The sequence below is a fragment of the Pseudoalteromonas sp. BSi20429 genome (genome assembly GCF_000238895.1).
GTDB classification, from domain to species: domain Bacteria; phylum Pseudomonadota; class Gammaproteobacteria; order Enterobacterales; family Alteromonadaceae; genus Pseudoalteromonas; species Pseudoalteromonas arctica.
This window is the reverse complement of sequence record NZ_BADV01000079.1, coordinates 1-13,444: the sequence shown is the minus strand read 5'-3', so window position 1 is coordinate 13,444 and position 13,444 is coordinate 1. Positions and strand designations below refer to the sequence as shown.

13 protein-coding genes and 1 pseudogene are annotated in these 13,444 nt (G+C 38.4%); 12 read left to right on the top strand and 2 right to left on the bottom strand.

Annotation, left to right across the window (positions count from 1 at the left end; genetic code table 11):
* On the bottom strand, positions 1-604 hold a 604-nt coding region (locus P20429_RS19825; protein ID WP_193371822.1), incomplete at its 3' end, for a paraquat-inducible protein A.
* 164 nt (positions 605-768) lie between these two features.
* Here P20429_RS19825 and P20429_RS19820 point away from each other — a divergent pair.
* Positions 769-1,515 (top strand): ABC transporter substrate-binding protein, encoded by a 747-nt coding sequence (locus tag P20429_RS19820; RefSeq protein ID WP_007585466.1) that lies wholly within the window; start codon positions 769-771, stop codon positions 1,513-1,515.
* On the opposite strand, the gene P20429_RS04660 is transcribed toward P20429_RS19820, so the two are convergent.
* Positions 1,504-2,319 carry a thioesterase family protein gene (locus tag P20429_RS04660; protein WP_007585464.1) on the bottom strand — a complete coding sequence of 272 codons (816 nt, stop codon included), beginning with the start codon at positions 2,317-2,319 and terminating at the stop codon, positions 1,504-1,506. The two genes, P20429_RS19820 and P20429_RS04660, sit on opposite strands and share 12 nt — an antisense overlap.
* Positions 2,320-2,560: 241 nt before the next feature.
* On the opposite strand from P20429_RS04660, the gene dnaK reads away from it, so the two are divergent.
* The 11 genes and pseudogenes from dnaK to P20429_RS19810 all read left to right on the top strand — a co-directional run.
* Entirely contained in the window at positions 2,561-4,477 is a 1,917-nt protein-coding gene (gene dnaK, locus P20429_RS04665) for a molecular chaperone DnaK (RefSeq protein ID WP_002959064.1), read from the top strand.
* Between the two features lie 202 nt (positions 4,478-4,679).
* The gene (gene dnaJ / locus P20429_RS04670; RefSeq protein ID WP_007585462.1) at positions 4,680-5,819 is read left to right on the top strand and encodes a molecular chaperone DnaJ; all 1,140 of its coding nucleotides are present in this window, start codon (positions 4,680-4,682) and stop codon (positions 5,817-5,819) included.
* Positions 5,820-5,917: 98 nt separating this feature from the next.
* A complete protein-coding gene (ybaK, locus tag P20429_RS04675) occupies positions 5,918-6,379 on the top strand; it encodes a Cys-tRNA(Pro) deacylase (protein WP_007585460.1) in 462 nt (153 codons plus the stop codon).
* A 150-nt stretch (positions 6,380-6,529) separates the two neighbouring features.
* Positions 6,530-6,933: pseudogene (locus P20429_RS19815) on the top strand (DUF1761 domain-containing protein).
* 91 nt (positions 6,934-7,024) lie between these two features.
* Complete coding sequence (locus tag P20429_RS04680; RefSeq protein ID WP_007585456.1) at positions 7,025-7,393, top strand: response regulator; 369 nt, start codon at positions 7,025-7,027, stop codon at positions 7,391-7,393.
* Between the two features lie 141 nt (positions 7,394-7,534).
* Positions 7,535-7,786, top strand: coding sequence for a hypothetical protein (locus P20429_RS04685; protein ID WP_007585454.1), 252 nt, complete (start codon positions 7,535-7,537; stop codon positions 7,784-7,786).
* A 203-nt stretch (positions 7,787-7,989) separates the two neighbouring features.
* On the top strand, positions 7,990-8,253 hold the full coding sequence (locus tag P20429_RS04690; protein WP_033027036.1) for a hypothetical protein: 264 nt from the start codon (positions 7,990-7,992) through the stop codon (positions 8,251-8,253).
* Between the two features lie 170 nt (positions 8,254-8,423).
* Positions 8,424-10,154 carry a cache domain-containing protein gene (locus tag P20429_RS04695; protein ID WP_007585450.1) on the top strand — a complete coding sequence of 577 codons (1,731 nt, stop codon included), beginning with the start codon at positions 8,424-8,426 and terminating at the stop codon, positions 10,152-10,154.
* Entirely contained in the window at positions 10,147-11,511 is a 1,365-nt protein-coding gene (locus tag P20429_RS04700; protein ID WP_007585440.1) for a sigma-54 dependent transcriptional regulator, read from the top strand. Before P20429_RS04695 ends, P20429_RS04700 begins: the two co-directional genes overlap by 8 nt.
* 174 nt (positions 11,512-11,685) lie before the next feature.
* Complete coding sequence (locus P20429_RS04705; protein WP_007585437.1) at positions 11,686-12,642, top strand: porin; 957 nt, start codon at positions 11,686-11,688, stop codon at positions 12,640-12,642.
* 9 nt (positions 12,643-12,651) lie between these two features.
* Positions 12,652-13,444 (top strand): SLC13 family permease (locus P20429_RS19810; RefSeq protein WP_033027034.1); only part of this gene is annotated, 793 nt, incomplete at its 3' end.

Genomic DNA, 13,444 nt, shown 5'->3' with positions numbered 1-13,444 from the left:
GTTGATGGCACACATGGCAGGCTTTAATATTTTCATCTATTGCACGTTTAGCATGCTCTGCGCCTTCGAGTACTTTTACAGGCTTTATTTGAGCCCATAAGCGTGGGCGATTTAAGTGAACAAGCGCGGCTATGTATAAAATAACAAACCCCACATAAGCCCAAAAACTCGTGCCAAAGCCAATATCAGCCAGCGACATGATTTTAACCATACTAACAAGTACGCCAATTAAAAATATTTCCGACATAATCCAGGGCTCTAACGCAAGGGTGAACTTTAGTAGTCGCCTTGCTATGCCCTCTGGTAATGTTTTTAAAAGCCCAAGATGCAAAGGAATTAAAATAAGAAGCAAACCCATAGGCAGAGCAATAATGCTCAAATCAATAAATAAGCCAAGCAGCTCACTATCATAATTAAACAAAATTCGAGCCGCGTCGGGCAGAGTAATAGTTTGAGTAATACCACTACTGCTAAAAGAAATAAAAGGGTAAAACATACTGCTGAGCAGCATTAATAGTGCGCTAAAGCTTAGTGCAACTATGCGACTGTCGTGATTAACATCGGCTTCGCAAAGTTTATGGTGACAATGTGGGCATATCGCCATTTGTTTTGCGATTATGCGAGGTATATCTATGATCAGATCACAACAGGGGCAGACAGTTTGCAATTTAATACCAAGCAAGAAGAATATTTCTTCAATTTTGCTATATTTAATACATTAATACAACGCGTTCTGCCATCAAGCTGCTCGTTATATAAAGGAAGCGTGTGAAATATTATTTGTACTGCATACTAACGTGGCTCTTTATTTGTTCGCAAAATGCTGTGGCTATTAATAAAGAGCGAGAAGTAATTATCGCCGCGAGCGCATCAATTCCGCCCTATGTTTTTGCAAAAACAGACTCGGGTATACACCTAGGTTTAATCAAAGCCGCGTTAAAGGCTAATGGATTTGCCAATATTAATGTGCAATATATGTCGAATAAACGCGCTGAGCATCAATTGCATAATAAAGGAGTAGATATACTTTTAAATTATGCAGGAGGAAGTAGTGCTGGTATTTACTCAAGTAAACCGGTACTTAGTTATGAAAATGTAGCCATCACACTCAAGCGAAATAAATATAATATTGATAAAATAGAAGACTTGTTTAATAAAAACGTTCTTGCTTTTCAAAATGCAACTGCATATCTGCCTTCTATATTTAAAAGTAATGTTAAACACTTTAGCTCATATCAAGAGGTTATTAATCAAAAAGCGCAAGTAGATAAGCTGTTAAAAGGTTGGGTGGATGTAATTGTGTTAGATAAGCGTATTTTTTACTATTACTACAATCAACATAAATCACCCGAAGCTGTGCAAATTTACACTTTATTTCCAAAAGCAGAGCGACCTGCTTATTTTAATAACTTCTCTTTAGCTACTGAGTTTGATATTGGTTTGGCGCTCATCAAGCAAAACGGTACTTATAAAAGAATTGTTGATGAAGGCCAAACCCATTCATTAATCAAATAACGCCACTGTTTGACGTGTAAGCGCTATTAGCTCACCGGATTGTGACCATATACAGCCATCTTCTAAACCATAGCCATCTTTTGAATGATGAGTGATTGCTTCAAAGCCAAGCCATTCGCCAGGTGATAAGTTTGGCTCTTGTACAAACTCTAAATACCATGACATGCTACTAGCTGGAGCGGGTTTTTTAAACATTTGTAATAACGTAGGTGGCCATGCATCTGTTAATGCAATTACATGCGCTTCAGTTATTTGTTCGGGCGTATGTTTAAAGCGCATCCAGCCCCCTAAGTGAGAAGTTTCTGCGCTGCTAAATGGCATGGCACCTTGTTGAGGGCATAAATCAACATGTTGAAAAAATTCAGGCATCTGGCCTTTAATAAAAGGTAGAGTATGGCGCTCGTCTACCGGTTTTAACCCTAAAGACTTTGAAACAGGCACATTTACACCCGACTCTCTACTTTTAGCAAAACACGCTTGTACAATTACACACACTTGTTCATTTTGAATCGCTTTGGCAAGTACCTGTGTGCTGCTTTTACCTTGTCGTAATATTTCTACCGATAACGAAAAAGGAGTATCAGCTAGTAATGGCCCTACAAAATTTGTACTGAGTGAGAGTAGGCGACGATCATTAGATACTTTTCCTCTGATAGCTTGATACAACAGTGCGGCTGAGAGACCACCAAAAGCAGTTCTGCCTTGGCACCAGTTTTCTGGAAATTGCATTGTGCTAGTTAATTGTTCGGTATTGTCTAAACTTCCAATTTTTGCAGCTTGGAGAAGTAATTGGTCAAAATGCATGAAGATGTCCTTTTATAGTGCGATTTAATAAATTTATAACACAACCAAACTAGTCAGACCAGTAATTAAAAACGTCTCTGGCGGTGCAAAAATCACCATTCCTTACAATTATTAGGGTTATTTTGTAAATAAATCACAAAAAATGGATTTTTTTTCATTTTTACAGTTGAAATAAGTTTGGCGCATCCCTATTTACTATGTCATCGAACGTATTAACGAATATTGAAGTTGGAGAAGTTTCATGGGTAAAATTATTGGAATCGATTTAGGTACTACAAACTCTTGTGTTGCAGTACTTGATGGTGGCAAAGCACGTGTTATTGAAAACGCGGAAGGCGATCGCACAACCCCGTCTATTATTGCTTACACGCAAGACGGCGAAACATTAGTAGGTCAATCTGCTAAGCGTCAAGCGGTTACTAACCCGACAAACACATTATTTGCAATCAAGCGTTTAATTGGTCGTCGTTTTGAAGACGAAGAAGTACAACGCGATATCGGCATCATGCCGTTTAAAATCATCAAAGCTGATAACGGCGATGCATGGGTAGAAGCGGGTGGCGAAAAACGCGCTGCACCACAAATTTCTGCTGAAGTACTGAAAAAAATGAAGAAAACGGCAGAGGACTTCTTAGGTGAAGAAGTAACTGAAGCTGTAATCACAGTACCTGCATACTTTAACGATTCACAACGTCAAGCAACAAAAGATGCTGGTCGTATTGCGGGTCTTGAAGTTAAACGTATTATCAATGAGCCAACTGCTGCGGCACTTGCTTACGGTATGGATAAAAACCGTGGCGAAAACATCGTTGCAGTATATGACTTAGGTGGCGGTACTTTCGATTTATCAATCATTGAAATTGATGAAGTTGAAGGCGAGCACACTTTTGAAGTACTTGCTACAAACGGTGATACTCACTTAGGTGGTGAAGATTTCGATAACCGTGTAATCAACTACCTAGTAGCTGAATTCAAGAAAGATCAAGGTTTAGACTTAAAAACTGATCCTCTTGCAATGCAACGTGTTAAAGAAGCTGCTGAAAAAGCAAAAATTGAACTGTCATCTGCACAATCAACTGAAGTAAATCTTCCGTATGTAACTGCTGATGCATCTGGTCCTAAGCACATGAACGTGAAACTAACACGTGCTAAGCTTGAATCACTAGTTGAAGATTTAGTAACTAAATCTCTAGAGCCACTTAAACGTGCACTTGCTGATGCTGATTTATCAGTAAGCGACATCAACGATATTATTCTTGTTGGTGGCCAAACACGTATGCCTTTAGTACAAAAAACAGTTGCTGATTTCTTCGGTAAAGAACCACGTAAAGACGTAAACCCTGATGAAGCAGTTGCAGTAGGCGCAGCGATTCAAGGTGGTGTACTTGCTGGTGACGTTAAAGATGTACTATTACTAGACGTTTCTCCATTATCTCTAGGTATTGAGACAATGGGCTCAGTAATGACTGCATTAATTGAGAAAAACACGACGATTCCTACTAAGAAATCGCAAACATTCTCAACAGCTGAAGATAACCAATCTGCTGTAACAATTCACGTGTTACAAGGTGAGCGTAAACGTTCAAGCGACAATAAATCTCTAGGTCAATTTAACCTAGAAGGTATTCGCCCAGCACAACGTGGTACACCGCAAATCGAAGTAACATTCGATGTTGATGCCGATGGTATCTTACATGTATCTGCGAAAGATAAAGATACAGGTAAAGAGCAAAAAATCACAATTCAAGCATCTTCAGGCTTAAGCGATGAAGAAGTTGAAAAAATGGTTCGTGATGCAGAAGCACATGCTGAAGACGATAAAAAGTTTGAAGAACTTGTAGCTGCTCGTAACCAAGCTGACGCTCTAGTACATGGTACTCGTAAGCAAATTGAAGAAGCTGGCGATGCATTACCAAGCGAAGACAAAGAAGCGATTGAAGCGGCTGTTGTAGATTTAGAAGCTGCTATTAAGAGCGACAACAAAGAAGAGATTGAAGCTAAAACTCAAGCTCTTGCTGAAAAGTCTCAAAAACTAATGGAAATTGCACAAGCGAAAGCACAGCAAGGTTCAGCAGATGCAGGCGAGCAACAGCAATCAGCTAAGCAAGACGACGACGTTGTTGATGCAGAGTTCGAAGAAGTGAAAGACGACAAGTAATTGTTGCTAACGCTTCTCGCTAGCCAAAAACACTTAACTCAATCGAGTGTTTAGGTTAGGATGAACAATTGAGGCGCGCGAGCAATAGCTTGTCGCGCCTTTTGCATGTATTTAAGGTTTAAAAATTCAATGATAAATCGATGCGATTTATCGGTTTATCCAGCAGCTCACGCTGCAAACAGAAAAGAGTAGTGTGATAGATATGTCAAAACGCGATTATTACGAAGCCCTCGGCGTAAGCAAAGATGCGAGTGAGCGAGACATAAAAAAAGCGTATAAACGCTTAGCGATGAAATATCATCCAGATCGTACCGCAGGCGATAAAGAGCTTGAAACTAAATTTAAAGAAGTTAAAGAAGCTTACGAGATTTTAACCGATCCTCAAAAACGCCAAATGTATGACCAACATGGTCACGCGGCATTTGAGCAAGGCGGTGGCGGTGGTCATGGCGGCTTTGGTGGCGGTCATGGCGATTTTGGTGATGTATTTGGTGACGTATTTGGCGATATTTTTGGTGGCGGCGGTGGTCGACGTCAATCTCGTCAACAACGTGGATCTGATTTACGTTACAACATGGACTTGAGCTTAGAAGAAGCGGTTCGTGGTAAAGAAGTTGAAATTAAAGTGCCAACATGGGTGGGTTGTGAGCCGTGTGATGGCAGTGGTGCTAAAGCAGGTTCAAAGCCTAAAACATGTACTACGTGTCATGGTGCTGGCCAAGTACAAATGCGCCAAGGTTTCTTTGCTGTTCAGCAAACGTGTCCAACGTGCCAGGGACAAGGTCAGATTATTTCAGACCCTTGTAACAGTTGTCATGGACAAGGCCGCGTAGAAAAAACTAAAACGCTTTCAGTTAAAATTCCAGCTGGCGTTGATACAGGCGACCGTATCCGCTTAACGGGTGAAGGCGAAGCCGGAATGCATGGCGCGCCGTCGGGCGACTTGTACGTGCAAGTATCGGTTCGTGAACATGAAATATTTGTACGTGAAGCGAATAATTTATATTGTGAAGTACCAATTAGCTTTACTACAGCAGGCCTTGGTGGCGAAATTCAGGTGCCAACACTTGATGGTCGTGCAAAACTTAAAATACCGTCTGAAACTCAAACGGGCAAAATGTTCCGTATGCGTGGCAAAGGTGTTAAGTCTGTACGCAGTGGTGCACAAGGCGATCTAATTTGTAAAGTGGTAATCGAAACGCCAGTTAATCTTAACGAGCGTCAACGTGAACTACTTCAAGAGTTAGATGAAAGTATGGGCACAGATAGCTCTAAAAACCGTCCTAAAGAGCAAGGCTTTTTTGACGGTGTTAAAAAGTTTTTTGATGATTTAACTAAATAAATTTAAATTATTATGAACAAAAAAACGACGCTTTTAGCGTCGTTTTTTTTTGCTTTAAACTTAATTTTTGTTACTGTGAATAAAAAAGATGAAACAGCATGACACCAGCAATAGATCTACTTAAAAAGCAAAAAAAAACCTTTGAAGTACTCAGTTATGAGCACGATAAGAATAATAGCCACTACGGGCTTGAAGCCGTTGAAAAGTTAAATTTAGACAGTGCACAAGTATTTAAAACCATAGTACTTGAAACACATGAAGGGCAACTGATTGTTGCTGTAACGCCTGTATCTCAACAAGTTAATTTAAAACAGTTAGCTAAATTATGTGGGGCTAAAAAAGTAATTATGGCTGCCCCACAAAAAGTACAAGTTAGTACCGGTTATATTTTAGGAGGGGTGAGTCCGCTTGGACAAAAAAAACGTCTAGCTACGTTTATTCATAGCAGTGCTTCTCTCTTTGACACTATTTATGTGAGCGCCGGAAAAAGAGGCTTAGAAATAGCACTCTCGCCAACTGATTTAGCCTTATTGACCAATGCAAAATTTGGCGATTTATAAATTTTATTTTTATAATTATCTTCTATACCAAAAATTAATTTAAGTTAGGCCATTTGCTCAATCCCCTATTTATAACTACATTGGGAGTATCTTTATACCGTTAATATTTAATACCAAACGGTATTACACTTTTTGTATACGGCTGTCTGTATGAACCTCTTAGATGTAGATTATTTTGCGATACTAGTGGCTGCACTGTCTTCTTTTATGCTTGGTGGTATATGGTATTCAAAAGCTCTCTTTAAAAATGCCTGGCTAGAAAGTATTGGCTTAACTGATCTGGATTTACAATCGGCTAACCCTAAGTTGATATTTGGTGGCAGTTTTTTTTAGTTTTTATAGCGGCTTTAATGCTATCTCTTTTTTTAGGTAAGGATGCAAGCGTAGGTGAAAGTATAGGAGCCGGCTTTGTGATCGGCTTTTTTTGGATCAGTAGTTCATTTGGATTGAGTTATATATTTGAGCAACGCCCTCTAAAGCTTTTTTTAATTAACGGGGGGTACCATATTTTACAATTTTCGTTAATGGGGCTCATTTTAGGGATATGGCCGTAAGATTTAAATAATCAGCAAATCCAAATTTGATCCTTATCTACGAGTAGAGTAGTTTTATATAATCCCATTATACAATTTGGTAAAGAAACTAATGAAAATATTAGTTGTTGATGATATGCCACTCATGCGACACGTATTAATTAATATGCTTAGAAAACTAGAGTATAGCAATATCGTTGAAGCAACTGATGGATTGCAAGCTTTGGTATTTCTGCGTAATCAACATTTCGATTTGGTTATTACTGACCTTCATATGCCAAAAATGGATGGCGTTAGTTTACTTACTAACATTCGAAAAGATAATGAACTCGCTGATATTCCCGTTTTAATGGTTACTTGTGAAGACAGTACAGATAAAGTTAAGCAAGTTATTGCAGCTAAGGTATCAGGGTTTATAGTCAAACCTTTTAATATGAATGTATTGTCATCTCAGTTAAACCGCTTCTTTTTTAAAGATTAGGATGTATTTATTTATAGCCACAAAACTATTATGAGCTTTTTCAATAAACATACCGCATAAAAATTCTAAGTTCCTGTTATAACCTTTACCTATCTAAACTGATATCATAGTTAATTACTTTTTATAATCCAGTAGGACGTAATGGCAAAACCCAATAAAAAAGGCCCTACTAAAACGGTCGATATTTTTTGCTCAGCCTGTAAAGCTTCCTTATTTAAATACCGAAAAGGAGGCAAAGGAGCATTAGTTAAGTGTTTTAAAGAGCGTATTAGCCAAGACTTTACAACAGAGGCTTGTATTTGCCCTAACTGTAGCCGACCATTTGCCCGAGAAGCGATTATTCGCGGTGCGCCGGCCTATAAAATAATTGGCGGCAAAGTAACCTTTAAATAAGGTATATGAAGTAATATTAAACCGCAATAATACTTAATTAAGCGAATAAGTATAAAGCCTTGTGCATGCGGACATATGGCCTTGTTAGAATTTACCATATTGATAGAATCGCTCGGTTTGCTGTTTCAATGAATGAAAAAATACCCTCCCCATGGATCGGGCCAGTTTATTGGGTTATTTAAAAATGGATAAAGGATAGTTTCGTGATAGCACTCTTATTTGACATCATAGGCATGACAGGTACTTTTTTAGTAGTTGGTTCATTTTTTTTACTGCAGCTAGGTAAAACATCTCCAGCTAGCTTAACGTATAATATGATGAATTTAACAGGGGCAATTTTACTGTTAATTAGCCTTTGTTATAACTTTAATTTAGCGAGCTTTGTAATCGAGATATTTTGGATTGCAGCGTCGTTAATTGGCTTATATAAATATGTTAAAAAGAGATCAACATTAGCTACAAATTAATTGTTTTTTAATTTAATGCTAAACAGATCGCTGTAAACATAGTTGTTTACGGCGATTTTTGTTTTTAAACACTTTAAAACTGTTGTTAACAAAAAGTTTATATCTCTGCTAGAGATTAGCCGTTACACTAGCGCCCTAAAATTTTCTTGGCTATTTTTTGCGAGTTCTTCATGTTTTCTTTTTCTAAAAAAATCATTACTGTTTGTGTGTTACTCGTACTTATATTAGTTGTTACGTTTTGGCTTGGTCGTTCTCATGATGTTGAGCAAGCAACCTACCAGGCTGAGCGCCAAGTTACGCAATTAAATAACTATATTGATACTGAGCTTGCTCGTTTTTCTGCTATTCCCCAGTTACTTACCTATAACTCGTTAATGATAGACTTTGTAGATGCGCAGCCACAGCACTATAACGCTATTAATAACTACCTTGCTGATATTCAACAAGCTAGCGGTGCCTCAGATATTTTTGTTCTAAATACTCAAGGCGAAGTTATTGCCAGTAGTAATTGGCAAGCAGATTATACTTTTTTAGGTAGCAACTTTGCGTTTAGACCTTATTTCAAACGTGCATTTGCAGGCGAAAAAGTAGCGTACTTTGCATTAGGCATGCGCTCTAAAGAGCGTGGTATTTACTTTTCACAAGCAGTATATCGCGACAATAAAGCCATTGGTGTTGTTGTGTTAAAAGTGAATGTAAGTAAATTTGAGGATGACAGAGAGCTTCTAAATACTTCAAAGGGTAGTCACTTTTTTTTGCAGCTTGCAGATGAGGTAATTGCAATGTCAGATATGCAAACGTGGCGATTAAACAGCTTCACTGAACTTGATATAACTATGCGCAGAGATATTAAATCTCGTCGGGCTTATTTAGATCATCAGCCTTTGTATATTAAGCAGTTTCAATTTTCTAATGAAGGTATTAAACATTTAAAAGTAGATAAAAAACTTTACGTAATGTCGCAAAGACCTTTACGATATTTTAATGCCACAATGAACGTACTCGTTGATATAACAAAAGTTAATTCAGCTCAACTGCCTCGCTTATTTTGGGTATTTATTATCTGTAGCTTAGTTATTATTATTAGTTATATTTTATTAACTCGGTTTGCGGGTTATAAAAAGCTGGTGTACTCCAGACATAGCCTTGAACTTGAAGTCCTTGAGCGCACTCAGGCTTTGGAAAAAGTACAAACGGCTTTAGTGCAGTCTGCAAAGCTTGCGACAATAGGACAGCTAAGTGCAGGAATCAACCACGAAATAAACCAGCCGCTCAGTGCTATTAATACTTATTTAGCTTCGGCAAAGCGTTTATTAGCTAAAGGAAATACTTCAGCACTTGGTGAAAGCTTAGTAGTGATTGAGGGATTAGTTAATCGAGTGCACCAAATTGTAGGTCAGTTAAAGCATTTTAGTAAACCTTCAAAAATGCAGCTCAGACCTTACCCTCTTGCAGGGCTTGTTAATAACGCATTAATGATTTCTAGCGCGCAGTTAAAGCAAGATAACGTACAAGTAGAGCCACCTCAGTTTGATGAAACAGTCGTTGTGTGGGTCGATTCGCTTAAATTTGAACAAGTACTCGTTAATTTAATTACTAATGCTAGCCAAGCTATGAATGGTGCAATTATTCGTAACTTAAGTTTTCAGCTGGAGTGTTTTGAAGAGCGAGTAAAACTGTCGATTTTAGATACTGGCTCTGGTATTGAGCAACATGCATTTGGTAATTTGTTTGAACCTTTTTATAGTACTAAATCAAGTAAAGGTTTAGGCCTTGGTTTATCTATATCAAAACAAATAATAGATTCGTTTAATGGTTGTTTGAGCGCGCACAATCGAGTTGAAGGCGGGGCTGAATTTATAATTAGCCTCTCTAACAGGCAGGAAAATAAAGATGATTGATAGCTCCCCATGTAATCACATAATAGTCATTGATGATGAAGCAATGATCAGAGACTCTTTAAAGCAATTGCTCACTCTCGAAGGATACACCGTTGATTGCTTTAATGACGCAAGTACCGCTCTTAGCAAACTCAATAGGCGCTTTGCTGGAGTTGTGCTGAGCGATATAAATATGCCGAACATGGATGGCTTAACGCTTTTAGAGCAAATAACGGCTTTTGATAGTGAGCTCCCTGTAATATTTTTAACTGGTTACGCTGATGTATCGATAGCAGTTAAAGCGATGCAATTAGGTGCGTATGATTTATTTGAAAAACCAGTTAACGAACATCTTCTTGATTGCATAGCACGAGCGTGCGACAAACGAAGCCTTGTTATGGAGAACCGCGCATTAAAAGTGGCTGTACAGAAAACCTCAGCCCCAGGTGTACGCATACTAGGTGACACACCTAAAATGCAACACATGATGCACTTATTAAACACAATTATAGATACCCCAACCGATGTAATGATTGAAGGTGAAACTGGCACAGGTAAAGAACTTGTAGCGCGGTATCTACACGATCAGAGTAATCGCTCTAGCTGTAATTTTGTTGCTATTAATTGTGGCGCAGTACCAGAGCAGTTAATAGAAAGCGAATTGTTTGGTGCAGCAAGTGGTGCATATACAGGGGCTACTCAAAGTCGAAAAGGTAAGTTTGAATATGCACAAGGTGGTACGGTCTTTTTAGATGAAATAGAAAGCACTCCAATGGCACTGCAAGTTAAGTTATTACGCGTATTAGAAGAGCGAAAAGTAACACCTGTAGGCGATAACAAAGCAATTTATTTAGACATCAGAATTGTTGCAGCTACAAAAGTAGACTTACTTGCTTTAGTTGAAAAGGGTGATTTTAGAGCTGATTTATACTACAGACTTAGTTTGGTTAACGTTAATATTCCGCCATTACGAGAGCGAAAAGCTGACATATTACTTTTGTTTAAACACTTTAGCTCTATTGCTGCAACTCGCTATCATAAGCCGCCGGCGGCAGTAAATTACGAAATACAACAGCGGTTAGTTGCCTATGACTGGCCGGGCAATGTGAGAGAGCTAAGAAATCAAGCAGAGCGAGCTGTATTACTTGGTGCCGAACTTGCCTTTGCTGAAGTTAAAACACAACAATTAGGTGGCTTATCTCCCGATTTAAGCTTATCTGAAAAAGTCTCTTTTTATGAGCAGTCACTTATTGAGTACGCGCTTGAGCAAAACCACGGCAGTATTAAAAACACCATGGAAACACTGCAAATTGCCCGTAAAACACTTTACGATAAAATGAGTAAATACAATCTTAATAGAGATATGTTTACTGACTAAATGTGTGGGTTTGGTGACAGGACCTACTTTCTTATGTGTGGTAATTCACACGTTTTTATTTAAATCAAACGATTTATTTTAGTAAGCTATTGAAATAGATTGCTTTTATACACTTGGCAGTAAAGTTGCCTTATTAGCGCTACAACAAGTAGATTCTAATAATTAGGGCACACGATGACAAAAACTACACACACCTGTATTTTATTTCTATCCTATGGTTGCTTAGCTACGTTTTCACACACATCTTTTGCTGCAGAGTACGCTGTATACGGTAAAGCTGAAGTACAAATTGCCAGTACTGATACGGGCATAATGCGTTATGCCGAAGAGGGTACTCAAATTGAAGCGCCATACTCGCGTATTGGTATTAAGGGCGATCATAAACTTAACGAATATTTAAGTGCTGTTTTTAAATATGAGGTACAAGTTAAAGGTTTTGAAGAAGATGATACGCAAGAGCCTTTTACTGCACGTAATACTTATTTAGGTTTAAAAGGCGCTTTTGGTGAAGTTGTTGTAGGTCGTAACGACACTCGCTTTAAATACTCTGAAGGTAAACTCGATAACTTTAACGAAACTCAAGCCGATATGGCACAGGTTATTGCAGGTCAAGACCGCCTTGGCGATACTATAACTTACACCTCAAACTATTGGCATAATATGCAGTTTTCATTTACTTATGCGCCAAAAGATGACAATAAAGACGATAAAGCAGGCTTTGCTGCTACGCTTATTTATGGCGACCGTAATTTAAATAATACGCCATATTACTTATCGTTAAGCCATGTTGATTCACTTAATAATATTACTGCAAGTAGAATTGCCGGTGTTTATAAGTTCGAACAATTACAACTTGGTGCGCTGTACCAGCATTCAGAATCAGTAGATGGCAGTAAGTCGGGCAATGGTTACGTATTAAGTGCCAGTTATACACTTGATAAGTGGGTGCCAAAAGTTCAGTTTGCAAAGGATGACTCAACTCTTCGTCAAGCATCTGAGGCAACGCAATGGAGCACAGGCCTTGATTATGTATTTGATAAGCAAACTACAGCTTATCTTTTATATACCGATCTTAATTTAGAAGAACAAGACGACAGCAGTGTTGCGCTTGGTCTTAAATACAAGTTTTAGAGGCTAGCCATGACAGATAATATATTGACGCAAGAACCAGATAAGAACAGACATTTTCAATGGCTTTTTTTAGTACTGGGCCCTTTAGTAATGCTATTAACATGTTTACTTGATCCGCCAACAGGAATGTCGGTTGCGGCATTTAAAACCGCAGGTTTAGCGTTTTGGATGGCATCGTGGTGGGTAAGTGAAGTTGTACCAATTCCGGCAACTGCATTGCTACCACTGGTTATATCACCACTGGCTGACATAGCAGCAATAAAAAGTGTGGCTGCGCCATATGCACACCCGTTAATCTTTTTATTTTTAGGCGGATTTTTAATCTCAATTGCTATGGAGCGTTGGGGTTTACATAAACGTATTGCATTAAGCACCATGTTATATGCGGGTAAAAAACCAAGTTTACAAATTTTAGCTATGATGCTTGTTACTGCATTTTTATCTATGTGGATGTCTAATACTGCGACAGCCGTAATGATGTTGCCTATTGCACTTTCAATTACCAATTTGGTTAAGCAATCAGACCCAAGTAATGAAGGGTTTGGCAAAGCATTGCTACTATCAATTGCTTATGGTGCAAGCATTGGTGGTATTGCTACTTTAATTGGTACACCGCCTAATGCATTAATGGCTGCATACCTATCTGACAGTTACCAAATTGAAATAGGCTTTGCTCAGTGGATGATTGTAGGCGTACCACTGTCTTTAAGTATGCTTATTATTAGTTGGGTTTGGCTTACCAAATTTGCGTATAAAGTAGATGCTAATGTTAAAAACGATCAAAAAATTGATACCAAAGCGG